Origin of the sequence: Rhodoferax sp. TS-BS-61-7, from assembly GCF_002943465.1 — a bacterium.
Taxonomy (GTDB): Bacteria; Pseudomonadota; Gammaproteobacteria; order Burkholderiales; family Burkholderiaceae_C; genus Allorhodoferax.
Genome location: NZ_PTQY01000007.1, coordinates 38,872 through 63,936 on the forward strand (window position 1 = coordinate 38,872; position 25,065 = coordinate 63,936).

27 protein-coding genes and 1 pseudogene are annotated in these 25,065 nt (G+C 61.6%); 10 read left to right on the forward strand and 18 right to left on the reverse strand.

From position 1 onward, the window contains the following. Positions 1 to 22 precede the first annotated feature (22 nt). On the forward strand, positions 23 to 1,795 hold the full coding sequence (locus C5F53_RS16800) for a DEAD/DEAH box helicase (RefSeq protein WP_105262556.1): 1,773 nt from the start codon (positions 23 to 25) through the stop codon (positions 1,793 to 1,795). Continuing rightward, positions 1,758 to 2,378, forward strand: a complete 621-nt coding sequence (locus C5F53_RS16805) for a nucleoside-diphosphate sugar epimerase (protein WP_236635417.1) — start codon at positions 1,758 to 1,760, stop codon at positions 2,376 to 2,378. The genes C5F53_RS16800 and C5F53_RS16805 overlap by 38 nt, the downstream gene beginning before the upstream one ends. Positions 2,379 to 2,390: 12 nt before the next feature. Here the strand turns inward: C5F53_RS16805 and C5F53_RS16810 are convergent, their stop codons facing one another. The 3 genes from C5F53_RS16810 to C5F53_RS16820 all read right to left on the reverse strand — a co-directional run bounded on the left by C5F53_RS16810 (position 2,391) and on the right by C5F53_RS16820 (position 4,534). Further along, positions 2,391 to 2,771: a hypothetical protein gene (locus tag C5F53_RS16810; protein WP_105262557.1), complete on the reverse strand. Its 381-nt coding sequence runs from the start codon at positions 2,769 to 2,771 to the stop codon at positions 2,391 to 2,393. Positions 2,772 to 2,832: 61 nt separating this feature from the next. After that, positions 2,833 to 4,065, reverse strand: coding sequence for an MFS transporter (locus C5F53_RS16815; RefSeq protein WP_105262558.1), 1,233 nt, complete (start codon positions 4,063 to 4,065; stop codon positions 2,833 to 2,835). Next, positions 4,052 to 4,534, reverse strand: a complete 483-nt coding sequence (locus tag C5F53_RS16820) for a MarR family winged helix-turn-helix transcriptional regulator (protein WP_105262559.1) — start codon at positions 4,532 to 4,534, stop codon at positions 4,052 to 4,054. The genes C5F53_RS16815 and C5F53_RS16820 overlap by 14 nt, the downstream gene beginning before the upstream one ends. A gap of 71 nt (positions 4,535 to 4,605) precedes the next feature. Here C5F53_RS16820 and C5F53_RS16825 point away from each other — a divergent pair, with 71 nt between their 5' ends. The 3 genes from C5F53_RS16825 to C5F53_RS16835 all read left to right on the forward strand — a co-directional run bounded on the left by C5F53_RS16825 (position 4,606) and on the right by C5F53_RS16835 (position 7,400). Further along, on the forward strand, positions 4,606 to 5,160 hold the full coding sequence (locus C5F53_RS16825) for a PaaI family thioesterase (RefSeq protein WP_370446750.1): 555 nt from the start codon (positions 4,606 to 4,608) through the stop codon (positions 5,158 to 5,160). 26 nt (positions 5,161 to 5,186) lie between these two features. Further along, positions 5,187 to 5,600: a lactoylglutathione lyase gene (gene gloA, locus C5F53_RS16830; protein ID WP_105262560.1), complete on the forward strand. Its 414-nt coding sequence runs from the start codon at positions 5,187 to 5,189 to the stop codon at positions 5,598 to 5,600. Between the two features lie 156 nt (positions 5,601 to 5,756). Further along, positions 5,757 to 7,400, forward strand: coding sequence for an amidohydrolase (locus C5F53_RS16835; RefSeq protein WP_201740881.1), 1,644 nt, complete (start codon positions 5,757 to 5,759; stop codon positions 7,398 to 7,400). A gap of 75 nt (positions 7,401 to 7,475) precedes the next feature. Here C5F53_RS16835 and C5F53_RS16840 read toward each other — a convergent pair whose 3' ends face one another. The 3 genes from C5F53_RS16840 to C5F53_RS16850 form a co-directional block, all read right to left on the reverse strand. Then, complete coding sequence (locus C5F53_RS16840; RefSeq protein WP_105262562.1) at positions 7,476 to 9,929, reverse strand: hypothetical protein; 2,454 nt, start codon at positions 9,927 to 9,929, stop codon at positions 7,476 to 7,478. 16 nt (positions 9,930 to 9,945) lie between these two features. Further along, entirely contained in the window at positions 9,946 to 10,629 is a 684-nt protein-coding gene (locus tag C5F53_RS16845; RefSeq protein WP_105262563.1) for a hypothetical protein, read from the reverse strand. Between the two features lie 156 nt (positions 10,630 to 10,785). Then, the gene (locus C5F53_RS16850; protein ID WP_105262564.1) at positions 10,786 to 11,760 is read right to left on the reverse strand and encodes a YafY family protein; all 975 of its coding nucleotides are present in this window, start codon (positions 11,758 to 11,760) and stop codon (positions 10,786 to 10,788) included. A gap of 155 nt (positions 11,761 to 11,915) precedes the next feature. Between C5F53_RS16850 and C5F53_RS20790 the strand changes: the two are divergent. Further along, positions 11,916 to 12,469 (forward strand): annotated as a pseudogene (locus C5F53_RS20790) (LysE family translocator). 2 nt (positions 12,470 to 12,471) lie between these two features. Here C5F53_RS20790 and C5F53_RS16860 read toward each other — a convergent pair. The 6 genes from C5F53_RS16860 to C5F53_RS16885 all read right to left on the reverse strand — a co-directional run bounded on the left by C5F53_RS16860 (position 12,472) and on the right by C5F53_RS16885 (position 17,683). Further along, positions 12,472 to 12,951: a VOC family protein gene (locus C5F53_RS16860; RefSeq protein WP_105262565.1), complete on the reverse strand. Its 480-nt coding sequence runs from the start codon at positions 12,949 to 12,951 to the stop codon at positions 12,472 to 12,474. 31 nt (positions 12,952 to 12,982) lie between these two features. Beyond that, complete coding sequence (locus C5F53_RS16865; protein WP_105262566.1) at positions 12,983 to 13,633, reverse strand: dihydrofolate reductase family protein; 651 nt, start codon at positions 13,631 to 13,633, stop codon at positions 12,983 to 12,985. 106 nt (positions 13,634 to 13,739) lie between these two features. Then, complete coding sequence (locus C5F53_RS16870; protein WP_105262567.1) at positions 13,740 to 14,165, reverse strand: hypothetical protein; 426 nt, start codon at positions 14,163 to 14,165, stop codon at positions 13,740 to 13,742. A gap of 233 nt (positions 14,166 to 14,398) precedes the next feature. Continuing rightward, positions 14,399 to 15,040, reverse strand: a complete 642-nt coding sequence (gene eda / locus C5F53_RS16875; RefSeq protein ID WP_105262568.1) for a bifunctional 4-hydroxy-2-oxoglutarate aldolase/2-dehydro-3-deoxy-phosphogluconate aldolase — start codon at positions 15,038 to 15,040, stop codon at positions 14,399 to 14,401. A 32-nt stretch (positions 15,041 to 15,072) separates the two neighbouring features. Then, a complete protein-coding gene (edd, locus tag C5F53_RS16880; protein ID WP_105262569.1) occupies positions 15,073 to 16,941 on the reverse strand; it encodes a phosphogluconate dehydratase in 1,869 nt (622 codons plus the stop codon). Between the two features lie 169 nt (positions 16,942 to 17,110). Beyond that, a complete protein-coding gene (locus C5F53_RS16885; RefSeq protein ID WP_105262570.1) occupies positions 17,111 to 17,683 on the reverse strand; it encodes an NTP transferase domain-containing protein in 573 nt (190 codons plus the stop codon). A 61-nt stretch (positions 17,684 to 17,744) separates the two neighbouring features. On the opposite strand from C5F53_RS16885, the gene pdxH reads away from it, so the two are divergent. After that, positions 17,745 to 18,383, forward strand: a complete 639-nt coding sequence (pdxH, locus tag C5F53_RS16890; protein ID WP_105262571.1) for a pyridoxamine 5'-phosphate oxidase — start codon at positions 17,745 to 17,747, stop codon at positions 18,381 to 18,383. A 440-nt stretch (positions 18,384 to 18,823) separates the two neighbouring features. Here the strand turns inward: pdxH and C5F53_RS16895 are convergent, their stop codons facing one another. The 6 genes from C5F53_RS16895 to C5F53_RS16920 form a co-directional block, all read right to left on the reverse strand. Continuing rightward, positions 18,824 to 19,783 (reverse strand): AEC family transporter, encoded by a 960-nt coding sequence (locus C5F53_RS16895; RefSeq protein ID WP_236635419.1) that lies wholly within the window; start codon positions 19,781 to 19,783, stop codon positions 18,824 to 18,826. A gap of 12 nt (positions 19,784 to 19,795) precedes the next feature. Further along, positions 19,796 to 20,314, reverse strand: coding sequence for a DUF3299 domain-containing protein (locus C5F53_RS16900; protein WP_105262573.1), 519 nt, complete (start codon positions 20,312 to 20,314; stop codon positions 19,796 to 19,798). Positions 20,315 to 20,382: 68 nt separating this feature from the next. Further along, positions 20,383 to 20,625 carry a hypothetical protein gene (locus C5F53_RS16905; RefSeq protein ID WP_105262574.1) on the reverse strand — a complete coding sequence of 81 codons (243 nt, stop codon included), beginning with the start codon at positions 20,623 to 20,625 and terminating at the stop codon, positions 20,383 to 20,385. 42 nt (positions 20,626 to 20,667) lie between these two features. Then, positions 20,668 to 21,870 (reverse strand): ABC transporter permease, encoded by a 1,203-nt coding sequence (locus tag C5F53_RS16910; RefSeq protein WP_105262575.1) that lies wholly within the window; start codon positions 21,868 to 21,870, stop codon positions 20,668 to 20,670. Continuing rightward, entirely contained in the window at positions 21,867 to 22,559 is a 693-nt protein-coding gene (locus tag C5F53_RS16915) for an ABC transporter ATP-binding protein (protein WP_105262576.1), read from the reverse strand. The genes C5F53_RS16910 and C5F53_RS16915 overlap by 4 nt, the downstream gene beginning before the upstream one ends. Beyond that, positions 22,556 to 23,068, reverse strand: coding sequence for a Fur family transcriptional regulator (locus C5F53_RS16920; protein WP_105262577.1), 513 nt, complete (start codon positions 23,066 to 23,068; stop codon positions 22,556 to 22,558). Before C5F53_RS16920 ends, C5F53_RS16915 begins: the two co-directional genes overlap by 4 nt. A 105-nt stretch (positions 23,069 to 23,173) precedes the next feature. On the opposite strand from C5F53_RS16920, the gene C5F53_RS20290 reads away from it, so the two are divergent. From C5F53_RS20290 to C5F53_RS16930, 3 genes are read left to right on the forward strand one after another with little or no spacing between them, the layout of a single operon-like run. Further along, positions 23,174 to 23,326 carry a hypothetical protein gene (locus tag C5F53_RS20290; RefSeq protein WP_161499957.1) on the forward strand — a complete coding sequence of 51 codons (153 nt, stop codon included), beginning with the start codon at positions 23,174 to 23,176 and terminating at the stop codon, positions 23,324 to 23,326. After that, on the forward strand, positions 23,323 to 24,129 hold the full coding sequence (gene aztA, locus C5F53_RS16925; RefSeq protein WP_105262578.1) for a zinc ABC transporter ATP-binding protein AztA: 807 nt from the start codon (positions 23,323 to 23,325) through the stop codon (positions 24,127 to 24,129). The genes C5F53_RS20290 and aztA overlap by 4 nt, the downstream gene beginning before the upstream one ends. A gap of 7 nt (positions 24,130 to 24,136) precedes the next feature. After that, complete coding sequence (locus C5F53_RS16930; RefSeq protein WP_105262579.1) at positions 24,137 to 25,027, forward strand: metal ABC transporter permease; 891 nt, start codon at positions 24,137 to 24,139, stop codon at positions 25,025 to 25,027. The last annotated feature ends 38 nt before the right edge of the window (positions 25,028 to 25,065 follow it).

Sequence of the window (25,065 nt, forward strand, 5' to 3'; positions counted from 1 at the left end):
CCCGGACGGACGCATCTATCCAATGAACTTCGAAGAACTGAACCTGGCCCCTGCCATTGTCAAAGCCGTGCGCGAGCAGGGTTACGAGACCCCCACTGCGATCCAGGCCCAGGCGATTCCGCTGGTGCTGGAAGGCCATGACCTGCTGGGCGGCGCCCAGACCGGTACCGGCAAGACCGCAGCCTTTACCCTGCCCCTGCTGCACCGCCTTTCCATGAGCCGCAGCGCGCAAAACAAATTTGGCGGCACCGGCATCCGTGCCCTGGTGCTGACCCCCACCCGCGAACTCGCCGCCCAGGTGGAAGAGTCCGTGCGCCAGTACGGCAAGTACCTGCAACTGTCCTCCACCGTCATCTTTGGCGGCGTGGGCATGAATCCGCAAATCTCCAAGGTCAAAAAGGGCGTGGACATTTTGGTGGCCACTCCCGGTCGTCTGCTGGACCTGGCCCAACAAGGCATGCTGGACCTGGGTCAAGTGCAAATGTTGGTATTGGACGAAGCCGACCGCATGCTGGACATGGGCTTCATCCACGACGTGAAGAAGGTGCTGGCCCTGGTGCCCAAAGAAAAGCAAAGCCTGCTGTTCTCGGCCACCTTCAGCGATGAAATTCGCGAGCTGGCCAATGGCCTGCTGAAGAACCCGCAAAGCGTGCAGGTGACACCGCGCAACACCACGGTGCAGCGCATCACGCAAGTGATCCACCCCGTGGGCCGTGGCAAGAAGAAGGCCCTGCTGGCCCACATCATCAACGAGCAAAACTGGAGCCAGGTGCTGGTGTTCACCCGTACCAAGTTTGGCGCCAACAACGTGGCCGAGTTCCTGGAAAAAAACGGCATCACCGCCATGGCGCTGCACGGCAACAAGAGCCAGGCTGCTCGTACCCAGGCGCTGTCCGGTTTCAAGAGCGGCGATGTGCGCGCCCTGGTGGCCACCGACATTGCCGCCCGCGGTATCGACATTGACGACCTGCCGCACGTGGTGAACTACGAAATCCCGAACGTCAGCGAAGACTATGTACACCGCATTGGCCGTACCGGCCGCGCGGGTGCTGACGGCGCTGCAGTGAACCTGGTGTGCCTGGACGAAGAAGGCTTTATGCAGGACATCGAGCGCTTCACCAAGCAAAAGATTGACGTCAAGGTCATCGACGGCTTTGGCCCCGAACCCGGCGAAAAGGGCGAACCCATCGCCATGGGCCGCCAGACCATTTGGGGCGGCGCAGGCAAGCCGCCTAGCCGCGACGTGATGCAGGCCGCTGCCAAAGCCGCCCGCACCGAAATGCTGCAACGCGTGCGTGACAGCAAGGCCGGCCAGGGCGGCGCACGCTCCGGCGGCGGTGGCAATGGTGGTGGTAACGGCGGTAATGGCGGTGGCCGTGGTGGCCAGGGTCCACGCGGCAACGGCGGTGGTAACGGTGGCGGCCAAGGCCGTGGTGTCGACCGCAGCGGCGAATTCCAGCCTCCACGCCCGCAAGGCGCACGCCCGCCCCAGGGCCAAGGCCGTGGCCGCGGTCCCGGCATGGGCCAGCCTGCTGGTTTTGCCAACGAACCCCGTGCACCGCGCGCACCTGCCGGTCAGCCTGACCCGATGCGCACCAGCGTCGATATGATGGCCGAGCGCGGCGCTCGCCGCAGTTACGGCGGTGGCAACCGCAACGGAGGCGGCAATGGCGGTGGCGGATACGGTGGTGGTGGCGGAGGAGGCTTCGGCGGTGGTGGCCGCTCGGGTGGCTTTGGTGGCGGGGGCAACGGGTCTCGTGGGCCGCGAGGTTCTGGCGGCTCTTCTAGCCGATAAGCAGTACAGCGCGGTACACAGTCTGGGGCGGCGCACGCTGCCCCTCACCCACCCCAAGCTGACCCAACACATCGTCGACTTCGCGGCGCTCCCCGAGCTGCCGCGAACCGACGATGTTTTTATTTGTCTGGGCACCACCATCAAGGTGGCGGGGAGCCAGCAGGCCTTTCGCGCCGTGGACTATGAAGCGGTTATGGCTGTAGCCCTTGCAGGATATGCGCAAGGCGCTACAAAATTAGGAGTAGTGAGTGCCATGGGCTCAGACCCAAAATCCAGCATTTTCTACAACCGGACCAAGGGCGCGATGGAAGCTGCCGTGTCTTCCATCGGCTACCAGAGCGTCTCCATTGCACAGCCGTCCATGCTGGCGGGCAACCGCGCGTCACTGGATCAACCCGTGCGCAAAGGCGAGATTTTGGCGCTCAATGTATCTCGCTGGCTGGGGCCGCTGATACCGGCCAATTACCGCCCCATCTTGGCTGCTGACGTAGCGGCAGGCCTGGTGCGTGCGGTGAGAAACGGGCGACCCGGTGTGCAACGCATTCTGTCGGGCGAACTGCAGGGCGCCAACCAGCACCCCTGAACGTGCCAGCGCTTAGCCGCGCACGAACAGCGTGACCAGCGGCTGGTCGCCCACCTGCTGACTCCAATGGCCGTGGATGGCGGCGTCAAATGTGGCGCCTTCGGGCAGCAGGTCGGCCGAATAGAAATGCTCGCCCGCCTTGAAGATGCGCGACTCGCCATGCACACCAATCTCCATCTGCCCCTGCAGGATGAAACACCACTGCGTGTGGCCCGAGCAGTGGAACTGGCTGCGAAAGCCCACCGGACTGGTGCGCAGCTGGTAGCCGCCCGAGGCAAACACCTCTGACAGCATGGACTGCGGGGTACCGAGGTTCAGCGGTAGGGCCTCTTCCTTGAAACGGGCGCGGCCGTCGGTGTCGGTGAACAGGATGACTTTGGTGAAAGTGGCCATGGTGGGGTGGGTGCTCAGTTGGGGAACAATGCCGGCGATTATTCCCCAAGGCTGCCCCTACTCACGCAGGCTGGCGCACCAGCTTGGCCTCTTTGATCGGCAGGTGGATCAGCGCAGCCCCCACGGCCAGCACGATGTCGATGTACCAAACCCAGTTGTAGCTACCAGTCGCATCAAAAATCTTGCCGCCCAGGAAGGCACCGAGGAAGCCACCCACCTGGTGCGTCAGCATCACCAGGCCAAACAACGTGGCCATGTGGGCCGTGCCAAAGAACTTGGCCACCAGGCCCGCCGTGGGCGGCACCGTAGACAGAAAACTCACACCCATGACCGCGGCAAATACCAGCACCACAGGGCCGGTCTTCGGCGCTAGCAGAAACACCAGTACGGCGATGGCACGCACGCTGTAGACCAGCGACAGCAACGACTTCATGCGCCAGCGGCCCACGGCCCAGCCCATGGCAATGCTGCCCACGATGTTGAACAGCCCCAGAATGCCAAGCGCCCAGGCGCCCCACTGCGTGGGCAGACCACACGCAGCCACCACGCCCGGCAAGTGCGTGGCCAGAAACGCCACATGGAAGCCACATACAAAGAAACCCGCCGCCAGCAACAAAAAGCTGGGCGTGCGCAAAGCCAGTCGTACGGCGTCGCCTGTGCCCATGGCTTTGACACCGGGTACTGCCACCTGCACTGTGTTGCCCTTCAGGAAAAAGGCCGCGGGCAGCGCCAACAGCACAATGCCCGCCATCACCTGCATGGCATTGCCCCAGCCCACGCTGACCATCAATGCACCGGCGATGGGCGCCATGATGAATTGGCCAAATGAACCACCCGCATTGACGATACCCGTGGCCATGCCGCGCTTGTTAGCGGGCAGCAGGCGTGTGGTTGCCGCCATCAGCACCGCAGGGCCTGCCATGCCGGCGCCACCGGCTGCCAACACACCAATGGCAAAGATCAGCCCGGCGGTGGTGGTCATGAACGGCGTGATGAAAGTACCCAGGGCTACCAGCGCTACGCCCAGCAGCAGCACACGCCCGGCGCCCACGCGGTCGGCAAAGGCGCCCGCAAAGGGCTGCGTCAACCCCCACCACAGCTGGCCAAACGCAAACGCCAGGCTGATGCTGCCCACGCCCAAGCCGGTGGACGTGTTGAGCGAGCTGAGGAACAGGCCCATAGTCTGGCGCACGCCCATGGTCAGCGCAAAAGCGCCCGCGGCGGCCAGCAAGATCACCCACACCGCAAAGGTGCGCGCGGTGGTATTTGTCCCTTCGGTTTCAGGCTTCGTCATCGTCAGGCTCCAGGGGGGACAGCAGTTCCAGGGATTCGTCAATCAGTGCATGCAAGGCCAGCACGCGCGCTATGCCCAGCGTGGCGTTGATGCCCTCTTGCGCCACGCGCCACTTGCGCTGTGCCTCGGTGCGTTTGGTGTGGCCGGCCTCGGTGGCGCTGATCAGGCGACTGCGTGCATCGTCGCCCGCATTCACCACGATCCAGCCGCTGGCAATGAGCGGCTGCAGGTTGCGCGACAGCGTCGAGGTGCTCATGCGCATCACGCCCGCCAGATCCACCGCGCGCAACGGGCCCAACTTCACCACATGCGACAGCAGGGAGTACTGCGTGGTCTTCAGGCCCATCTTGGCCAGCTCTGCGTCGTAATGCTGGGTCACGCGGCGGGTGAGCTGGCGCAGCTTGAGGTTGGTGCAGCCCTGCGGTTTGGGGATGTCCGCAGTGGCAGCAGACTTGACAAGGGTTTTCATGCAAATTATTGTAGCTGCATTAGTTGCATATGCAACAATGCAATTTCAATCATCCCCAACACGAAATTTCCATGAACACCCTGACCACTCCCTCCACCCTGGACGCCTGGCTGGCCGAAGAGGCTGCCGTTCTCGCCCGCCTGAACGCAGGCCCCGGCCCCGGTGTGGCACGACCTGACCAGATAGCCCACCTGACCGGCATGGAGCTGATGCAGGCCATGCTGCGCGGCGAGCTGCCCTACGCCGCCATCGCCAAGACGCTGGACTTCACGATTGTGGAAGTGTCCGAAGGCCGTGCGTTGTTCCAGGGCACGCCCGGTCCCGCCCACCTCAACCCCATGGGCACCATCCACGGCGGCTGGTACGCCACGTTGCTGGATTCGGCGCTGGGCTGCGCCGTGCACACCATGATGTTGCCCGGGCGCGGCTACACCACGGCCGAGCTGGGCGTCAACCTGGTCAAGGCCATCGGCCCCAAAGTGCAGCGCATTCGCGCAGAAGGCAAGGTCATCCACTGCGGCCGCCAGCTCGCCACGGCCGAGGCCCGCCTCTATGGCCCCGACGGCACGCTGTACGCCCATGCCACCACCACCTGCCTGGTGTTTGACCTCAAGCTGCCCGGGTAAACGCGGGCTGCGGCACAATCTCTGGCATGCGATTTCTCCACACCATGCTGCGCGTTGGCAACCTCCAACGCTCCATCGACTTTTACACCGGCGTGCTCGGTATGCAGGTGCTGCGCACCTCGGAAAACCCCGAGTACAAATACAGCCTCGCCTTCCTCGGTTTTGACGGTGGCAACCCCGGCCAAGCCGAGATCGAGCTGACCTACAACTGGGGCGTGGAGAGTTACGAGCTGGGCTCCGCCTACGGCCACATCGCACTCGGCGTGCCCGACGCCTACGCGGCCTGCGAGAAGATCAAGGCGGCCGGTGGCAACGTGACACGCGAGGCCGGTCCGGTCAAAGGCGGCACCACGGTGATTGCGTTTGTGACCGACCCGGATGGCTACAAGATCGAGCTGATCCAGAAGGCTGAGCAGGCTGCGGGCGTGGGACTAGGTTAACGTCCTATCCCGTTCGTGACGACGAAACATGTAAAAGCCTTCCCATCAGCCAGATACAAGAGGTAGGTTATGTGCATATATTGTCGTCCTGGCCTCGGTCTGTTTACTTCCCTCCAATCTTCTCGGCGCAATGTCTTACTGGGCGGAGCGGCTGCAATGGCCTTCCCAGCACTCGCGCTGGCTGCGCCGGATTATTCAAAAATAGTCCGCGCTGATTTGATTTTTCACGGCGGAACCATTTTGACGATGGATCCCAAGCGACCGCGAGCGCAGGCTGTGGCGGTCGCACAGGGACGCATCATCGGGGTCGGTCAGCGCGACGAGCTGGAAGGTTTACGCACAGCACACACAAAAATCATAGATTTGCAAAGCGGCGCCCTGTTACCGGGTTTCACCGATCCCCACATGCACACCGTCTTTGTCGCCTTTGAAGACTGGCTTGACGTGGGCCCTTTGGCTGCTGCAAATATGGGCACCGTGATCGAACAGCTCAAGGCCTTGGTGGCTCGAACACCGCCCGGGGAATGGGTGCGAGGGTGGCAGTTTGATCCGTCCATTACACCGGACGCCATTCAACCCACCCGGCAGATATTGGACGGGATCGCACCAAACCACCCGGTATTTATCATCGAATCCAACGGGCATGTGGCCTACGTCAATTCAAAGGCTCTTGAGCGCGTCCACATCACTCGTGATTCGAATAATCCGCCCCAGGGGCGGTTTGTCAGGGACAGCCATGGGGAGCTTACGGGGCGCCTAGAAGAGACGGCTGCGATGATGGCATTTTTCCTCGCGATGCCGCTGAAAACACCCAGCCAAACGGCAGAGTCCATAGGGCGTTTATTTGCAAAAGCAGCGAGCCGTGGCTGCACAGGTTTATTTGATTGCGGACTGGGCATGCAGGGGCTCTCCGATTTATCCGTCCTGCGTGAAGTCATGGAAAAAGACCCACCCATACGTTTTGGCGGGGCGTTGGTATCCACGCACATGAAAACTTGGCGTGACGCCGGTATCAAACCTGGCATGGGTGACGATCGATACCGAATAAGTGCGATAAAGGCTTGGACAGACGGCTCCAATCAAGCGCAAACCGGTTACATGCGTGAGCCGTACTTAAATTCAGCGTCACGAGGGCAACTCAATTACACCCAGGAGGCGCTTACAGCAACGATTCGGGAAGCTCATGAGTTGGGGTGGCAGGTGTGCGTTCATTCGAACGGTGATGCCGCTATCGACACCACACTGAACGCCTATGAGACTGTGCTCCAGCAAAAACCACGGATGGACCATCGCCACCGGATTGAACATTGCAGTTTGTTGCACGATGAGCAAATAGCTCGAATGCGGAATTTGGGTTTATCGCCGTCTTTCCTGATCGGTCACGTGCATTATTGGGGGCTTGCTTTCAAGGAACGTGTGCTCGGGTCGGAACGTGCCGAACTGCTGGATCGTTGCGCCTCTGTCGCACGCGAGGGCTTGCGCGCCACCTTGCATTCAGATTGGAATGTGACGGACATCGATCCTCTGCGCTCTGTGGAGATTGCCGTGACACGCGTCATGCGAGAAGGCGGCCAAGTACTCGCGCCTCAAGAAAGAGTCCCCGTCATGACGGCACTTGAAATGGTTACGTCAAATGCGGCGTGGCAATGTAGACGCGATTTCGTAGGGCAGATCCGCGTGGGAATGAATGCTGACTTTGTGGTGTTGGATCAAGATCCAACCCGGGTGGACGTTTCCACGATCCACGAAATACCGATTCGTGAAACGTGGATTGATGGGCGACGTCGTTTCCAAGGTTAGGCTTCCTGGATCAGAGGCATTCGCGACAGGACATCACAGCCTCTCGATTTTCAAGCAGCATGAGAAATAAGCGTGCTATCTATCCCACCAATGCAGACAATCGAAGTAGTTTTTTAAGGCCTCGTCACCATTAAACCAATACATACATGTTTGGTCGCCACCATTAAATACCTTTGTAACAACGCCTTCGGCCAAGATATCAACTGCGCCATATTTAAATACCTTTAGGCTCCAATCGTCAGCTTGATTCATTGGAATGGTATTCAGTCGCAAAACTCCGGTTATTTTGTCTCTGAAGACATATTGATAAAAATACTGACCATAGTAATCAAAACCTGGTATATCTTTTACGGACTCAAGCTGAAGCTTCTCACTGCTGTTTGTATATCCAGTTTTAAAGGTTTTGCCTCTTTGTCCAGAGCAAGGATAACTAGCATCGCAGTACACAAAAATCGCCTGATCCCTAGTTTCCTCTGGCTCGAAGGGCTCCTCTTCACCTTCTTTTATAGGAAGCTTATACCACCACCAGGGAGGGACTACGTATTCATAAATATTGAAACTCCAAGTAAAAAATTTAGTCTTCACACTTATCGTGGGACTGAATTCTAAGAATGCACCAAAACCAGCGTCACCCTTTGGAGACATTTTGGATGTCTTCTTAGCTGTATCAATATCGTAAGCTCCATCTGCTTTGAATCCGACCAAGATACTACCGATGGTTGCATCTACGGAGGCCCTGAGTATCCATGTATTCACCATAGCCCGCAACGCAAGGTTGGCATTCACACCGACTTCAAAACCCATACCAATTTTGCCCGTTGTCGAGCCACGCAGCTTTGTACCGTCTGCAACACCCAAATGGTTTTTTGCAACAGTGGACTGCATTTGAAAATCAGATTTAAACCCGCCATTCGAGGTATAGTTGATACCTACTTTTCCCGGTTTGTTCGTGTCTGTGGGCGAGCCTAAATTATAGTCCGGCAACACCAGCACCATATCGGCAGAACCACTAGCGCTAACTCCTGTTGCAAAAGAAACGGGAATTGAAAATTGGACAGTTGCGAATAATGGGACACCCCATTCAGATGCTTTTATGGCATAAAGCTCAATCTCACAATCCATTTTCACGCGGCCATCAAGAAAAAATTTAACTTGGCCTCCTGAATTAATTTGTGGATTCAGATCAACGCCAAGGTTCGGATGGCCTCCGTTCCAATTAAAATCTCCATCTAACGTTAACTTAGCTACGCTTTTTAACGATGTGATGGCAAATTTCACTAAATTTCCAGCTGTGGCGCTTGCACGGCATTCCAACCCTCCCTCTTTAAGGTTCGAGTTCTCTCCAACGTGATGCATTTTGTAAACATATGACTCAATAGGGGACCGACCTGCGCCGGCAACGTATCGAATCGTTTCTTCCGATGCACTCACTCGACTACCGTCTACAAATATCGCACCCACCAATACCGCCTCAGCCGGGTTATCAGGTGTTATCTCATGGGTCAGGATATCTGTGACGCCAAAGGCTCTCAATGGGCTAGACGTCAGTTTTCCACCAAAATCAATATAAGTATTAAATTCTTCCTGCGTTGCCACGTGATGAATCGGTAAAGCGTTGAACCACAGGGACGGGTTTGCGGGATCACGGTCAGCGGGATCCAAAGGGTTTCGTCCTATCATGGCCATTCTGTCCACTTTTGAGACCCCTTCATTCATCACAAACAATGTATCGATACTCTCAAAATAAATCGCTTTTTTTGTAAATGCCGGAAATCCATTGGTATTCAGATTTTTCAATTTCTCAATAGAAACATCATCAAACAAAATGTACTTTGGGGTCGAAGTCCCGCTTTTCAAAAAGGGGTCCATCGAGAAACCACCTCCAGAATCACCCAAATCGAAGTTGGTGGATATGTTGTAGTCGCAGACCGTGCTGAAACTGGGCTCAACTCTGCTGGAACACAACCGCGGATGAATGCTTGGATCACTGACAACCAAGACATCGCTGTCTGGCACAGCGGCCAGCACCATGAACTTGGAAATTGCATCGCCGCGCGCATCCAGCCCCGTGATGTAACTATTTCCCTTTTTTCCGGTGAGCGTCAGAAAGACAGCGTTGGGGTGCTGAGGGTCTGCTGCGGCCGATGACACGATCGACGAATCACTCACCAAAAAGCTGGCAGGTACCGCATTGGAAATAGTTCCCAAGTTATCCTCATGGAAAACGACCCTTGCCAAACCGTTATTCCGCGCGCTAAGTAATACAGTTCCGCTGGACAGGATGTAAGGATGCGGCGAATCGTCCGCCAGCTGCTTTCCATCTTTGAACCGCTTGTGGGTAACGCCAAAGGGAGGTGGTTTGTTCAGGTGATGGGTGCTTTCCCGCTTGGTTTTGATGTGGGCCGCGGTGCCGATGATCACGCGTTTTTCTTCCGGCGGAATTCCCTTGCCCCCGTTGCCACAAGCCACCAGCACCATGGCCAGCCCGGTCCAGACTGCCCAGTGCAGCGCGCGCTTTACGTTTTGCATATCGCTCTTTTCATCATCAAGTTGGCAAAGGCAGTGCCCACGGACTCAGCCACATCATGGGTTGCAGCAACTGCCGCAACACGGCCCACAGCACAGACCCCAACGTACTCGGTGCACCGTCCTGAATCACATAAATCATCCCGTTGCTGAGCAACACAAATGCCAGCAACACCAGGTACAGGGTGACCACCACCACCCGCTCCCCACGCCAGAGGTGGGGCCACCAGCTGCGCAAGGCATGAATAGGCGCCACCCAAAGCAACAAGACCCAAAACAACGAGGCCGCCACGGCCAGCATCTGGGCCAGAAATGTGGCGTCAAACGTATGCTTGATGCCAAACACCAGCTCCGTCAGCCCGGCGCTCATCGCCTGGGAAATGGACAAATACTGTGCCACCGTGGCCACAATGAACCAAACCCGTTTGGATTTGTACCAAGCGCGATCGGTTGCCAGGCACTGCTGGCAGGCCAGCAAGCCAATGATGGACGCAATGGCCATCAGGGCTCCGACGACCATGGCCACCTCCAGGTAAGCAAACGTCTCGGCAAAAGACCGGGCCGTTTTGGACTGGGCGTGCAACTGCAGTGCAAACGATCCCGCAAAAAACAAGGTGGCCAAGACCAACCCAGCCGCCGTCAAGCGGTTCTGTACCGCAGAATCCGGCGGCCCCTCAGGGCTGTTCAATTGGGAAATACTCATAGATCAAAGCCTTGGCAGCACAAAACACAGGTAAATCACGTCTGAATTCGCATCAATTTCCTGACAAACACAACGTCGGCGTTCATGTTAGTCGAAGAAATTTACTACAAAAATAGGAGCTGCTCGCGCAGTATTCATGGGGGCCACAGGTCATTTTTATAGTGAAACACTGTCATAACTCGCCTGAATCACCCACAGGCGCTGCGCGATGGCTCGGCGCAGGGCCACGGGGGACAGCACCACCACATCGGGCGCCATACGCAGCAGCTGGTAACTGGCGTTCTCCAGGGTTTCTATCGGGATCTTGAGGCGCACGGACTCGCCGGCCTGCGTTGGCAGCGCCTGAGTCGCCACGGCCTTGGCCAACGCGCTGCTGAGCTGGTGCAGCTGCTTCACACCTTGGGCTGTGGCCTGCACCACAGCGTGGCCCTGGTACAGCTCGGCCTCAAAACGCTGGATGGATTCCGTCCAATATGCCGACAGGTCAAAACGTTTGGGCCGCGTGCTGGCCTTGTCCAGCAACTCGGCGCCCAGAATGTTGGAGATGCGGTAGGTGCGCGGCTTGGCATCGCTGCTGGCCACCAAGTACCAGACGCCCGCCTTCAGCACCAGCCCCAACGGGTGCACGGTGCGCTGCACCTCGGCCTTCCAGCTGTCGTAGCGCAGGCTTAGCTGCCGGTCTTGCCACACGGCAGCGGCCACCGTGGCCAGGTGCGGCACCGGATCGGCCTCGCGGTACCAGTCGGCCGGGTCCAGGTGAAAGCGCGACTGCACGCGCTGCGCATCGTCGCGCTGGTGCGCGGGCAGCGCAGTCATGAGCTTGAGCTGTGCGTCCACCACCTGCTGGCCCAGGCCCAGCTCGGCCGCCGGGCCGGCCAGCCCGCTCATGAACACGGCCTGTGATTCGGACGCCGTGAATCCGGTCAGCGTGGTCTTCCAACCCTCCACCAACTGAAAGCCGCCGTTGCGGCCCTGCTCCGCATAAATGGGCACGCCTGCGGCGGTGAGCTGGTCCACATCGCGGTACAGCGTGCGCACCGACACCTCCAGCAGTTCGGCCAGCGCCTGCGCGCTCATGCGCCCGCGGGTTTGCAGAAGCATCTGGATGGTCAAAAGGCGGCTGGCACGCATCTCTCCATCGTATCGATAAAAGCTGACATTCGGTGGCAGCTATTGCTGCACACACTCGCTCCCATCTTCACAAATTGAGAAAAGGAATCGAGATGGAACACCTCTGGCTCTACGCGGTTTTGGTGGCTGGCATCGTGGTGCTGCCTGGCATGGATATGGCTTTTGTGTTGGCCAGCACGCTGGTGGACGGCAGGCGCTCCGGCGCCGCTGCCGTGGCGGGCATTGTGCTGGGCGGCATGGTGCATGTGGCCATGGGCGCGCTGGGTGTGGGTTTGCTGTTGCAGCACTTTCCGCTGGCGTTTAACGCGCTGCTACTGGCTGGCAGCCTGTATGTGGCTTGGATGGGCTATGGCCTTCTGCGCAGCTGTCCGACGTGCAGGATCAGCCCTCACGCCCACTGCACAGCACCTTTGCGCGCGCTACCCTCACCTGCCTGATGAACCCCAAGGCCTACATCTTCATGCTGGCCGTGTTTCCGCAGTTCATTCGCCCGCAGTTGGGAAACATCGCGGCCCAGTCCGTTGCCTTGGGCGCTATCACCGCCGCGGCACAGATCGCGGTGTACGGCGGCGTGGCACTGGCGGCGTCGCAGCTGCGCGTGTGGTTGCGCGGCAGTTCGAAGAGCCAGACGGCGTTCAGCCATTGGCTGGGTGGGCTGCTGGTACTGACCGCGGTGTGGACGCTGTGGATGGGGTGGCGGGTGGCTTGAGTTCAGCCGCGCCGGGCGGCTTCAATCTTTGCGATGTCGATCTTGCCCATCTCCATCATCGCTTCGAACACGCGCTTGGCGGCTGCACGGTCCGGGCCCGCCATGGCATCGGTCAGGGCACGCGGTGTGATCTGCCACGACAGACCCCATTGGTCCTTGCACCAACCGCATTGGCTCTCCTGCCCGCCGTTGCCCACGATGGCGTTCCACAGGCGGTCGGTCTCTTCCTGGTCGTCCGTCGCCACCTGGAACGAAAAGGCCTCGGTGTGTTTGAACATCGGCCCGCCGTTGAGCCCCAGACAGGGAATGCCCATCACGGTGAACTCCACCGTCAGCACATTGCCCTGCTTGCCCATCGGGTAGTCGCCCGGTGCGTAGTGCGCCGCGCCCACCGCACTGTTGGGGAAGGTCTTGGCATAAAACTCCGCGGCCTCCAGTGCGCCGCCGTCGTACCAGATGCAGATCGTGTTCTTGGGGGTCATGGGTGTTCTCCTGGGGTGAGCGTTGCCGGGGTCACTGCCGCGTGAACACCACGTGTGTGGCCAGCGCGGTGTTTTCGTGCCGGGTGCAGGTGTAGCCCAAAGCCGGCAGGTTGATGCCTTCCCACAGCCGCTCCCCTGCGCCCAGTAACACCGGCGAGATAGCGACATGCATTTCATCAATCAGGCGCAAGCGCAGGTACTGCTGGATGGTGTTGACGCCGCCACCGACCCGCACGTCCTTGCCCCCGGCCGCTGCACGGGCGCGCTCCAGCGCGACCACGGGGCCTTCGGTGACAAAGTGGAAGGTCGTGCCACCCTCCATGACCAGCGGCGCGCGCGCATGGTTGGTCAGCACAAACACGGGCACGTGGTACACCGGGTTCTCCCCCCACCAGCCGCGCCAGCTTTCATCGGGCCAGGGCCCGCGCACGGGACCGAACATATTGCGCCCCAAAATCCAGGCACCCATGTTCTGGAAACCACGCTGGGCAAAGTCGTCGTCGATGCCCGTCGCTCCGCCCTCAGTGTTGCCAAACACCTTGGTCTGAAACGTGCGCGTGGACATCGCCCAGCCATGCAGCGAGGTGCCGCCCACGCCGAGCGGGTTGGCCAGGTCTTGGTCAGGGCCTGCACCGAAGCCGTCCAGGGAGATGGAGAAACTTTCTACGCGAAGTTTGGACATGGAGACCTCCCGGGGTGGGGCTGAAAACTGGGATCAAGCGCGAGTGCATTATCCAGACTATCCAGTGATCTCACCATGCAAGCAGACGCGCACGGTTTAGCCACCATTACCGGTTCGTGCGCCTGGAACAAGCCATGTACTCGTCCTGCAACGTTTGCTCTTCTGCCCGCTGGGTGGTTTGCTCCTGAAAGGTCAGCGCTCGCCCACGGTACCGGTTCGCCAATTCATCACCACGGCGACGGACCGCCGCCAAACAAGCATCCATTTTTGAAGCTTCTGCAGGAGAAATTGCTGGCCTATTGGCGCGGATGCACTCTTCGTGCCGTTTCCCAACAGTGGCGAGGGCAGCATTCAGGTTCTGGGACCAAGCAAGGTACGCCGCCTGATCATGTTTGGATGGGGGATTCACGGAAAATTCCCGGATGATCTTGCTCTGCGCCGACTCAGCCTCGGTATCACACTTGTTCTGAGCCATCGAGGCATGGGGCTGCAATGCGATCAGACAAATGATTGCTAAGCGGGAGCAATTCATGGCAATTCTCCGAAGACGGGTTGGCAGCTATTTTCGCCAAACTTTAAGGCTTCCAGCTCAGAGTAAGCACATCACATGTTAATGAACAGGAACAGTTTGGGCAGATATTGGGTAGCCGCGGGATGGGGCCAGTACATCCATTGCCTGAAAAATAAGTTACTACAAAATTAATAGCGCTTGGCGCAAATAGAAAGAGGGCCGCAGCCCTCTTTCTATTAAATCCGCAGTGCGCCTTACTTGCGCAGCGCCTGCGTATCCTTCGCCAGCTGCGTGATCTTGTCCCACTCGCCCTTGACCATGGCATCAGCCGGCACGATCCAGGAGCCGCCCACGCAGACCACATTGGGCAGCGCCAGAAACTCGGGCGCATTTTGCAGCGTCACGCCGCCGGTGGGGCAGAACTTCACGTCGAAGAAGGGGCCGCTCCAGGCCTTGAGCATGGCGGGGCCGCCGGCTTGCATGGCGGGGAAGAACTTGAGCTGGGTGAAGCCGTCTTCCTGCGCCATCATGATTTCGCTGCCAGTGGCCACACCGGGCAGGAGCGACAGGCCCAGGTCGCGGCAGGCCTGGCCCACGGCGCTGGTGTAGCCGGGGCTGACAGCAAAGCGGGCACCGGCGTTGGCGGCGGCTTGCGCATCGGCCTTGCTGCGCACGGTGCCGGCGCCGACCACGGCTTCGGGCACGTCACGGGCAATGGCTTCCATACAGGCCAGGGCTTGTGGGGTGCGCAGTGTCACTTCGAGCATGCGCACGCCGCCGGCCACCAGGGCGCGGGCCATGGGCACGGCGTGGGCCACGTCGTTCAACACGATCACGGGGATGACGGGGGCGTCCTGCATCACTTGCAAGGCGGTAAAGGCGGGGGCTTGAGACATATAAATTCCAGATCGACGTTATAGATGTTGGTTTAAAACCAGGTGCAGGCGCCTTCTTCGGCAGCCAGTGCGTTGCGGCGGAAGTTGGCGAACAGTTCACGGCCCATGCCGATGCCGTTGGCAGCGCGCAGTTCTTCGGGCATGGTGTCCAGCGGGCGAGCAGCCCATTCGGCGTCGCTCACCAGCACTTGCAGGGTTTCGGCATTCGCATCCAGGCGGATCACATCACCATCGCGCACCTTGGCCAGCGGGCCGCCGGCCGCCGCTTCGGGCGACACGTGGATGGCGGCGGGCACCTTGCCCGATGCGCCGCTCATGCGGCCGTCGGTCACCAGTGCCACGCGAAAGCCTTTGCCTTGCAGCACGGCCAGTGGCGGTGTGAGCTTGTGCAGCTCGGGCATGCCATTGGCCTGCGGGCCCTGCCAGCGCACCACGCAAATCACGTCGTGGTTCAGCTCGTTGGCGCTAAAGGCCTTGTGCAGCGCGTCTTGTGAATCGAACACGCGGCATGGCGCTTCGATGATGTGGCGGTCATCCGGCACGGCGGACACCTTGATGACGCTGCGGCCCAGATTGCCCTTGAGCAATTTCAGGCCACCGCTGGCGCTGAAGGGCGCGCTTGCGGGACGCACCACGCCCTCGTCCTTGCTGGCGCCGGCGTCGGTCCACTGCAGGCTGCCGTCGGCAGCGGCCGAGGGAATGGCGGTGAATTCGCGCAGGCCACCGCTGCGCACGGTCAGCACATCGGCGTGCATGAAGCCGGCGTCCAACAACTCGCGGATCACATAGCCGGGGCCGCCTGCGGCCTGGAACTGGTTCACATCGGCGCTGCCGTTGGGGTACACGCGGCTCAGCAATGGCACCACGTCCGACAACGCGGAAAAGTCATTCCAGTCGATGACGATGCCTGCCGCGCGGGCCACGGCCACCCAGTGGATCAAATGGTTGGTGGAGCCACCGGTGGCCAGCAGGGCGACCATGGCGTTGACGATGCAACGCTCGTCCACCACCTTGCCAATCGGCGCAAAGCGCTTGGCCTTGGTGATGGCCAGCACGGTGCGCACGGCTTCGCGGGTCAGCTCCTGGCGCACGCCTTCGCCGGGGTTGATGAAGGCGGTGCCGGGCACATGCAGGCCCATGGCTTCGAGCAGCATCTGGTTGCTGTTGGCCGTGCCATAGAAGGTACAGGTGCCTTCGCCATGGTAGGCGGCGCTCTCGGCGGCCAGCAGTTCGGGGCGGCCCACCAGGCCTTGGGCGGCTTTCTCACGCACCTTGGCTTTTTCATTATTGGGCAGGCCCGAGGTCATGGGGCCGGCAGGCACAAACACGGTGGGCAGATGGCCAAAGTGCAGTGCGCCAATGAGCAGGCCGGGCACGATCTTGTCGCACACGCCCAGCATCAGCGCGCAGTCAAACACATCGTGGCTCAGCGACACGGCGGTGGCCATGGCAATCGCGTCGCGGCTGAACAGGCTCAGCTCCATGCCCGGGGTGCCCTGGGTCACGCCATCGCACATGGCGGGTACGCCGCCGGCTACTTGGGCGGTGGCGCCGTGCTTGCGGGCCTCCACCTTGATGAGGTCGGGGTAGTGCTGCAACGGCGCGTGGGCCGAGAGCAGGTCGTTATAGGCATTGACGACGCCGATGTTGGCGCCCTTCTCTTCCACGATCTTGAGTTTGTCCAGCCCGGTGACGCGGGTCTTGTCGGCGTCGGGCATGGCGGCAAAGGCGTGGGCCACGTTGGCGCAGCCCATGCGGTCAGCGCCGGGCTTGCGGTTGGCGGCCAGCTCCAGCTGGGCCAGATAGGCAGCGCGGGTGACCACACTGCGCTCGCGGATGCGGCGCGTGACGGCCTCGACAACGGGGTGCAAAGCGGCGGGGGAAGGGGTGGTGTCTGGCATGGTGCTCTTGTAACTAAATTACACCTCCTGATGGTAACTGCGAATGCCCTGCTTGTGTACAGACAGAGTTACCAGGCGGGTACGAACTGGCCCCCACGCTCCGCCGCTGCGCGGGTCGCTGCCCCCCAAGGGGGTGCATTTCGCCTTGGGGCGGCCCGGCGGCGAAATCCTAGCGCCTGTTCTCCCACTCGGCGCGGGCCCGTTCCAGGTCGTCCACGGTATCAATGTCCAACACACAGCCCACGTCAGTCACTACCATTTTGATAGCTGCTTGCGCAGACACCACGGGGGCTGCACCCTGATTTCCCTTCAAACCCGCGAGTGCATCGCCACAACGGGCCGCAAAGCGCACCGGGTGGCCGCGCTGGCCTTCGAACCACGGCACCAGCACGTCCCCGTCCAGCGGGGCGCGGGCGATGGTAACCAGGGTGTTCGGTTGTACCAGCGGCAGATCGGCGGGCAGCACCATCCAGCCGCCCGCGGCATCACGCGTAGCGCGCACCGCGGCGGCAATGCTGTCGCCCATGCCGAGGTGGCCCGCGTCTTCCAGGTGCCAGCGCAGGCCACTCGCCTGCACGGCGTCCAGCGTGCGCTGCAGCACCGTGGCGCCGCACAAGTCGGCCTGCAGTTTGTGGGTGGTGCCACCCGATGCCAAAAAACGCTCGCCCCGGCCCGAGGCCAGCACCAGCACCACGGGCAAGTGGGCTGCATCGGGCAGCAGGTGGGGGGTGGGCAACGACATCGCGGCATGGTAGCTGACCTGCCGCAAACACCGGGTATAGCGCGCTGCCTATACTGGCCGCATGACCTCTATTGCCGACCTTCGCAAAAGCTACGAGCGTGCCGAGCTGGACGAAAAAGCTTCGCATGCTGATCCCCTGCAACAGTTTGACCAGTGGCTCAAAGAAGCCATCAGCGGCGAGGTGCCCGAACCCAACGCCATGACCCTGGCCACCGTGGGCAGCGACTTGCGCCCGAGCACCCGCGTGGTGCTGGTCAAGGGTTATGACGCACGCGGCATCGTCTGGTACACCAACTACGAGAGCCGCAAGGGCCACGAGCTGGCCGGCAACCCGTATGCGGCCCTGCAGTTTCACTGGGTGGAGCTGGAGCGCGTGGTGCGCATTGAAGGGGTGGTGGAGAAGGTGAGCGATGAAGAAAGCGATGCTTATTTTCACAGCCGGCCCTTGGATTCGCGCATTGGGGCGTGGGCTTCGCCGCAGAGTGAAGTGATTTCCGGTCGCAGTGTGTTGGTGACCAATGCCGCCAAATACGCTGCGCAGTTTTTGCTGCAGCCACCGCGGCCGCCGCACTGGGGAGGCTATCGGTTGAAGCCGGACAACTGGCAGTTTTGGCAAGGGCGGAGGAGTCGGTTGCATGACCGGTTGCGGTATACGCTGGATTCCGATGGAGGATGGGTGCGGGAGAGGTTGGCGCCCTAGGTTTTTCTACTTTTTTGGGTGCGCCTGCACCGCTTTTTTTAACACCCACTCCCCCAGCCCCTCGCCCCGTCGGCGAGGGGAGCTTTTAACAGCCATATTTGGTTGTTGCGCACCGGACACGGACTAATGGGGTTAGGTCGCCACTGTTAGTTCGCTCCACGGCCCGCGCCTGCGGTTGTGGCTACTTCGTAGAGCTCTGTATGCCAACGCTGGCGGCTGCGCCCGCCAGTCGCTCCGCGCCTGCACTTTCTCATTCACTACAACCGTCTGCGCTGGCCGTGGAGTACCCATCCGTTTGCAACGTTTCCGCTGTAGCACCTTGCCGGAGTGAAGCCACCAAATCGGCTGTTCAAAAGGCTCCCCTCGCCGACGGGGCGAGGGGCTGGGGGAGTGGGTGTCCAAAAAAACGGTGTAGCCGAACCAATAACCACCCAAGAAAGCTAGGCAATAAACGGCACCAGTGTCATCACCAGCGTCACACTCACCAACGCCACCAGCGTGGAAACGGCCACACTGGCCGTCACCAGATCCTCCGCCTTCTGGTACCGCTGCGAGAACAAAAACACGTTGGCGCCAATCGGCAGCGAAGCCGCCACCACCAACACCGTGAGCGACATGCCGCGCAGGCCGCACACATACCCAACCACGGCCATCAACGCGGGATGCAGCAGCGTCTTGACCGCAGAGATGACCAGTGCCCCTTTGAGGTTGCGGCCAATGGCGGCGTTGGACAAGGTCACCCCCACCAACACCAGCGCCACGGGGCCAAAGGCATTGCCCAGCAACAGCAGGGGGCGGTCCACCACATCGGGCAGGCCCCAGCCGGTTTGTGCGTACAGCAGCCCGGCGATGATGGGCATGGGTACCGGGTGGACCACGGCGTTCCGCACTGCCAAACCTATGGATTTGAGAGGATGCCGCGGCGGGGCATCGGCCTGTGCGCTCTGCTCGCGCGCGCTCAACAGCTCCAGTATCACCGTGGCAAAAGTCAGCAGTACCAGCGCGTGCAAAGAGATCAGGGTGAACAGCAGCACCAGGGCGTCTTTTCCATAGGCCAGCCCCACCAGCGGGATGCCGATCATCACGGTGTTGCTGAAGGTGCCCGACAGCGCAATGACGGCCGCCCGGCTGCTGGCGCCCTGCACTAGCAACATGCCAGTGAACAAAGCTGCGGCCACCGCAAAGTAGAGCGAGACGGGCTGGAAGTCCAGGTCTTGCACATGCACACTGCTCATGGTGCGAAACAGCAGCGCCTGCGTGAGCACCAGGAAGACGAGGTTGGACAAATCGCGCACCGCCTCCTGGCGGATCAGCTTGGCCTTGCCGGTGATGAGGCCCACCACAATCAGCAGGACCACCGGCAACAGGGAGGAGACGACCGGGTGGTCGAGGGACAACAAACCGCGCGCCCTTTACTTGACGGCTACGGCGTCGGTGATGCGGTAATACAGACCGTAGGGATCGTCGGCGAGCACAGCAAACTGGCCTTCCACCACCACCACTTCGAGCGAATACTTGACCGGGGTTTTGGTCTTCACCTCCACCATGCTCTCGGGCCCGCCGGGTACACAGAACGAGCAGGTGAGCGGCACCGAGCTGAGCAAAAAGTGTTTTTGTTTTTCACCCGGCTCCAACGGCATCATGAAACCCTGGATGCGCTGGGTCTTCTTGTTAAGCGCCTGCACATCGGTCGGAAAGACGGGCAGCAGGCGGTTCTTCTCGGTCTTGGTTTTGACGGTGGTGAGCACCGACCAGGGCAACACATCGGCCCGCTCCTTGATGGGGGCAAACGGGCTGTTGGGGCTGTGCACCCCAGCGCCGCTGCCAGCCGGCACACCCGGCATGGGGGAGCTGAGCTGGGCCTGGGCGGGGCCCATGGCCAGGCCTAGAACAAGGGGCAAGACGGCAAAAGTGCGAGCGAACGGTGTCATGGGAACCTCCAACCGGCTTATCTTAAATCGCCGCCCCGGCGGCGACAGGCGCAGGGGCTTTGCAGCGCTCAGTGTTCGTGTTTCATGCCGCAGAACTTGCCAATCGCCAGGCCCTTGCAGGCGGCTTGCAGTTCCTTGTTGCAGACGTCTTCGCCTTTGCCGGATTCACGGCATTGGGCGGCGGCGGTGTGTGCGGCAGCCATGGCGCGGTGTTTGGCGATGTCTTCTTTGGTTTCCTTATCACTCTCGGCTGCTATGGAAAACGTAGCTGCTTGCGCAAGCAGGATGAGGGCTAGAAGTGCTTTTTTCATATATTTCCTAAAGGTTGGAAGGGTTGCAGAAACAAAACCAGTTCAGCGCGCTTGCAGCAGTTCGAGCACGCTCACGCGGTAAGCCGCAAAGGTGGGTAACAACGCCGACAGCAAAGACACACCCAACGCCAGCGCGGGCACCAGCCACAGCGCCACAGGCCAGACCAGGCCGCCGATGAGCAGCGAGTTGTCCAGCGCCAGCAGCCAGGCCAGCAGCGCCGCAAAGCCCTGCCCCAGCAGCAGGCCCAGCACGGCGGCCAGCAGGCCCAGCCACAGTGCCTCGCTCAGCAGCAAGGCCGCCACCCGGCGCGGCGGTGCGCCCAGCATGCGCAGCAGCGCCAAATCGGCCCGGCGCTCGCGTACCGCGCTCCACAGCGCGATAAAAACACTCAGGCCCGCGGTGAGCAGCAGCACACCGGCAAAGGCGCGCAGCACATCGGTGCCCAGGCCCAGCATGTGCAGCAGGCGGCTGATCTCCAGCGCGGGCGCGGCGGCCTGCATCTCGGTGCTGGTGTTCACGTAGCGCGGAAAACTTAAAGCGGCCATGGGCGTTTTGTATTGCACCAACGCCATGGTGATCTCGCGTTCCTCTTCCATGATCTGGCGGTCCTCGTCGTCCACCGCGGTGTAGTCCTCATGCACCTTCCAGACGGAGGCCGTGTCGGTCAGGATCAGCCGGTCCAGCACGCTGCCGCTGGGCGCCAGGATGCCGACCACGGTGTAGGGGTTGTCTCCATGCGTGTGGCCACCTGCGCCCAGGCCGTGTGATCCCACAAAGGTCTGCCCCAAAGCGAGGCCCAGCTTGCGCGCCGTGGTGGCACCCAGCACCACCTGCATGGGTGCGTCCCACACACGGCCCTGCGCGAGCTTGGCCTCGTAGTGGTCGACATAGGCCAGCGAGGTACCCACGATGCGGTAGCCCGCAAAGTTATCGCCCAGGCTGATAGGGATGATGCGTTCCACCAGCGGGTTCTTGGCTAGCTCTTTCACCGCCTTGAGCGGCACATTGCCGGGCGGCACGTCGATGTGCAACACACCCGAGAGGATGAGTTGCATGGGGCTGCCCTTGGCGCCCACCACCACGTCGATGCCGGCCAGGTCGCGGTCAAACGCCTTGGACAGCTGCGCGCCCACCAGCACCAGAAAGGTGATGGACGCCAGCCCCAGGCTCAGCAGCAAGAGATTGAGCACCGCACCCAGGGGGCGCGACCACAGGTAGCGCCAGGCCAGCCACAGGGTTTTCATGCGGCTTGCTCTTCTTTTGATAGCTTCTTGCGCAACAACGACAAGCGCTGGAAGCCGATTTGACCCTCAACCCCGGCCGGAATGAATGCCGCGACACGCGCATCATGCGTGGCAATCACCAGCGTGGCGCCGTGGGTGCGGGCCGTGGCCAGCAGCAGCGCTACGGCATCGGCCGCGGCTTCGTCGTCCAGGCTCGCGGTGGGCTCGTCGGCCAGCAGCACACGCGGCTGCAGCAGCACAGCACGCGCGAGCGCCACGCGCTGCGCTTGCCCACCTGACAGCTGTGAGGGCTTGCGCGCCGCCAGTTCGGCCACACCCAGCGCCTGCAGCGTGGTGTGGATGGCACCTGCGTCTTCAGGCTGGCCGGCCGCCCACTGCGCCATGGCCAGGTTCTGCTGCACGGTGAGTGCCGCACTCAGGTGCAATTTTTGAGGGAGAAAGCCGATAGCCTTTGCTCGCCATGCATCAGCAGCTACGGATTTAAGCGCATGCAACGGCTGCCCGGCCACTTCGACGGTGCCGGCGGTGGGCGCCACCAGCCCGGCGACGAGCGCCAGCCAAGTCGATTTGCCACAGCCGGACGGGCCGCTGAGCAAGAGCACCGCGCCCTGCGCCACGTCCACATCGGGGAACTGCAATGCGGTATCCGCGCCAGGGTACCGGTAGGCCAACCCCTGCGTGCGGATCATGCGGCGGGCCCTGCTGCCACCTCAGGCGCCACAACGCCAGTGGCGCAGTCCACACACACGCCACGCACCGCAAAGTCCATGCTCATGCCTTGGTAACCCAGCGCCTTCAACGCTTCCAGCGCGGTTTGTGCGGCCTTCTCCAGGTCATGGGCATTGGCCTTGAGCGCGCCGGCCAGCGGGCTGTCACGGTGGCAGCTTTGGCATTCGAAATGGGGGATGGCGTGCACGCTGGTCGGCATGGCCTGGTAACGGCGCACGCGCTGGCTGTCCACGCGGCACAGCAGCAGACCCACCTGGGTGAGCCGGTCGATCAGGCGGTACAGCGTCACGCGGTCCAGCGCGGCGTCCGTGTCGTCGGCCAGCGCGGCCTGCAACTGGGCATGTGTGTAGCTGGTTTCCGGGTGGGCCAGCAGCCAGCCCAGCACCTGGCGCGCGGCGGCCGTGCGGCGCAGGCCGTGGGCGGACAGCAGCGCGTCAATCGGGTCTGTGGACGGGGGCAAGGGGGCCATACAACGCCTTTTAAAAATGCAATTGTGTTGCATTAAATGCAAATACGCAACCAAGTTGCGTTATATTTGCACTCCATTTACTGCAATCAAGTTGCATTATTACCGATGACCCACCCCTCTTTTTCCACCTTTACACAGGTTTTGCGCAGCAGTGTGTTGGCTTGGCCGGCCTGGCTGCGCGCCCTGGCCGTGACCCCATTGCTGGCTCTGCTGTGGCTGGGTGTGCTCTGGGCCAGCGTGGAGGCCATCCCGCTATGAACACCGCCGCCCCGGCAGCGATCACGCTGCACAACCTGACCGTGAGTTACCGCCAGCACCCCGCACTGCACCATGTGAGCGGCCACTTTGCCCAGGGCTCGCTCACCGCCGTCATCGGCCCCAACGGCGCGGGCAAAAGTACGCTGCTCAAAAGCCTGGCCGGGCTGCTGCCGCTGGAGCCGCACAGTCGGTTGGAGCACGCGCCCGGCCTGCGCCTGGCCTACCTGCCCCAGCAGAGTGAACTGGACCGCAGCTTTCCGCTGGATGTGCGCGACTGCGTGTTGATGGGCCTGTGGGCGCACACGGGCGCCTGGGGCCGCTGCACGCCGGCCATGCAGGCGCGTGTGAACGCGGCGCTGCAGGCCGTGGACCTGCAGGGTTTCGAGCGCCGCCCCGTGGGCACGCTCTCCAGCGGGCAACTGCAGCGCACGCTGTTTGCACGCCTGCTGGTGCAAGACGCGCAGCTCATCTTGCTGGACGAACCCTTCAACGCCGTAGACAGCCAAACCACGGCTGGCCTGCTCGCACTGGTGCAGCAATGGCACCACCAGGGCCGCACCGTGGTGGCCGTGCTGCACGATAACGCGCAGGTGCAGACGCACTTTCCACAAACCCTGCTGCTGGCGCGCGAATGTATTGCCTGGGGTGCGACCGCGGAGGTGCTGACCGGCACCAATTTAGCCCGCGCTCGCAGCATGGCCGAGGCGTGGGACGAAACCGCCGCCTTGTGCGATGTGGATGGTGCCTTCAACGGGCAAGACTTTGACACCCTGCTAGCCCAGCGCCTAGCCGCCACTACCTAAGGCCACCATGGACATCTTGCTGGGCCCGGTGTGGGACACCCTCCTCTCCCCGTTTGTCGAATTTGCTTTCATGCGCCGCGCACTCGTCGCCACGCTGGCGCTATCGCTCAGCGCGGCGCCGCTGGGCGTCTTTCTCACACTGCGGCGCATGAGTCTGTTGGGCGATGCACTGAGCCACGCGGTGCTGCCCGGTGTGGCCACCGGCTTCATGGTCAGTGGCCTCTCGCTCACCGCAATGGCGCTGGGCGGTGTGCTGGCCGGCCTGCTAGTGGCCGCCGTGGCCGGGGCGGTCACGCGTTTCACCACCCTCAAGGAAGACGCGAGCCTGGCCGCCATTTACCTCGTTGCGCTGGCGCTGGGCGTGACGCTGATTGCACGCCACGGCACGCAGCTGGACCTGCTGCACATCCTGTTTGGCAGCGCGCTGGGCGTGGATACCGCAGGGCTCTACCTGGTGGCCAGTGTCGCCAGCGCCAGTGTGCTGGCCCTGGCGCTGATGTACCGCGGCCTGGTGTTGGAAACCTTTGACCCCGTGTTTCTGGGCGCCCACCGCCGCGGTGTGCCGGCTTGGGTGTGGCAACAGGGCTTCTTGATGCTGGTGGTGCTGAACCTGGTGGCGGGCTTTCAGACCCTGGGCACGCTGATGGCCGTGGGCCTGATGATGCTGCCCGCCGTGAGCGCGCGCCTGTGGCACGACACCCTGCCCGCGCAACTGCTCAACGCCAGCGCGCAGGCCGCCATCGCGGGCGTGGCCGGGCTGCTGCTGTCTTACCACTTTGACACGCCTTCGGGCCCCACCATCATCGGATGCGCCGGCGCGTTGTACGCCACCTCGCTGCTGCTGGCCCCCGGCGGCTGGCTGCCACGCCACTGGGCCCGCCCGCACCGGGTGGCCTGAGCCTCTCTCCCTCTTTCTTCACCCACCTCAGGAACTAC

Bases quoted from the DNA above. Each gene is read 5' to 3' on its own strand.
- C5F53_RS16800 (WP_105262556.1), top strand. From the start codon at position 23: ATGAACTTCGAAGAACTGAACCTGGCCCCTGCCATTGTCAAAGCCGTG.
- C5F53_RS16810 (WP_105262557.1), bottom strand. From the start codon at position 2,771: ATGGCCACTTTCACCAAAGTCATCCTGTTCACCGACACCGACGGCCGC.
- C5F53_RS16815 (WP_105262558.1), bottom strand. From the start codon at position 4,065: ATGACGAAGCCTGAAACCGAAGGGACAAATACCACCGCGCGCACCTTT.
- C5F53_RS16820 (WP_105262559.1), bottom strand. From the start codon at position 4,534: ATGAAAACCCTTGTCAAGTCTGCTGCCACTGCGGACATCCCCAAACCG.
- C5F53_RS16825 (WP_370446750.1), top strand. From the start codon at position 4,606: ATGAACACCCTGACCACTCCCTCCACCCTGGACGCCTGGCTGGCCGAA.
- gloA (WP_105262560.1), top strand. From the start codon at position 5,187: ATGCGATTTCTCCACACCATGCTGCGCGTTGGCAACCTCCAACGCTCC.
- C5F53_RS16835 (WP_201740881.1), top strand. From the start codon at position 5,757: ATGGCCTTCCCAGCACTCGCGCTGGCTGCGCCGGATTATTCAAAAATA.
- C5F53_RS16840 (WP_105262562.1), bottom strand. From the start codon at position 9,929: ATGCAAAACGTAAAGCGCGCGCTGCACTGGGCAGTCTGGACCGGGCTG.
- C5F53_RS16845 (WP_105262563.1), bottom strand. From the start codon at position 10,629: ATGAGTATTTCCCAATTGAACAGCCCTGAGGGGCCGCCGGATTCTGCG.
- C5F53_RS16850 (WP_105262564.1), bottom strand. From the start codon at position 11,760: ATGCGTGCCAGCCGCCTTTTGACCATCCAGATGCTTCTGCAAACCCGC.
- C5F53_RS16860 (WP_105262565.1), bottom strand. From the start codon at position 12,951: ATGACCCCCAAGAACACGATCTGCATCTGGTACGACGGCGGCGCACTG.
- C5F53_RS16865 (WP_105262566.1), bottom strand. From the start codon at position 13,633: ATGTCCAAACTTCGCGTAGAAAGTTTCTCCATCTCCCTGGACGGCTTC.
- C5F53_RS16870 (WP_105262567.1), bottom strand. From the start codon at position 14,165: ATGAATTGCTCCCGCTTAGCAATCATTTGTCTGATCGCATTGCAGCCC.
- eda (WP_105262568.1), bottom strand. From the start codon at position 15,040: ATGTCTCAAGCCCCCGCCTTTACCGCCTTGCAAGTGATGCAGGACGCC.
- edd (WP_105262569.1), bottom strand. From the start codon at position 16,941: ATGCCAGACACCACCCCTTCCCCCGCCGCTTTGCACCCCGTTGTCGAG.
- C5F53_RS16885 (WP_105262570.1), bottom strand. From the start codon at position 17,683: ATGTCGTTGCCCACCCCCCACCTGCTGCCCGATGCAGCCCACTTGCCC.
- pdxH (WP_105262571.1), top strand. From the start codon at position 17,745: ATGACCTCTATTGCCGACCTTCGCAAAAGCTACGAGCGTGCCGAGCTG.
- C5F53_RS16900 (WP_105262573.1), bottom strand. From the start codon at position 20,314: ATGACACCGTTCGCTCGCACTTTTGCCGTCTTGCCCCTTGTTCTAGGC.
- C5F53_RS16905 (WP_105262574.1), bottom strand. From the start codon at position 20,625: ATGAAAAAAGCACTTCTAGCCCTCATCCTGCTTGCGCAAGCAGCTACG.
- C5F53_RS16910 (WP_105262575.1), bottom strand. From the start codon at position 21,870: ATGAAAACCCTGTGGCTGGCCTGGCGCTACCTGTGGTCGCGCCCCCTG.
- C5F53_RS16915 (WP_105262576.1), bottom strand. From the start codon at position 22,559: ATGATCCGCACGCAGGGGTTGGCCTACCGGTACCCTGGCGCGGATACC.
- C5F53_RS16920 (WP_105262577.1), bottom strand. From the start codon at position 23,068: ATGGCCCCCTTGCCCCCGTCCACAGACCCGATTGACGCGCTGCTGTCC.
- C5F53_RS20290 (WP_161499957.1), top strand. From the start codon at position 23,174: ATGACCCACCCCTCTTTTTCCACCTTTACACAGGTTTTGCGCAGCAGT.
- aztA (WP_105262578.1), top strand. From the start codon at position 23,323: ATGAACACCGCCGCCCCGGCAGCGATCACGCTGCACAACCTGACCGTG.
- C5F53_RS16930 (WP_105262579.1), top strand. From the start codon at position 24,137: ATGGACATCTTGCTGGGCCCGGTGTGGGACACCCTCCTCTCCCCGTTT.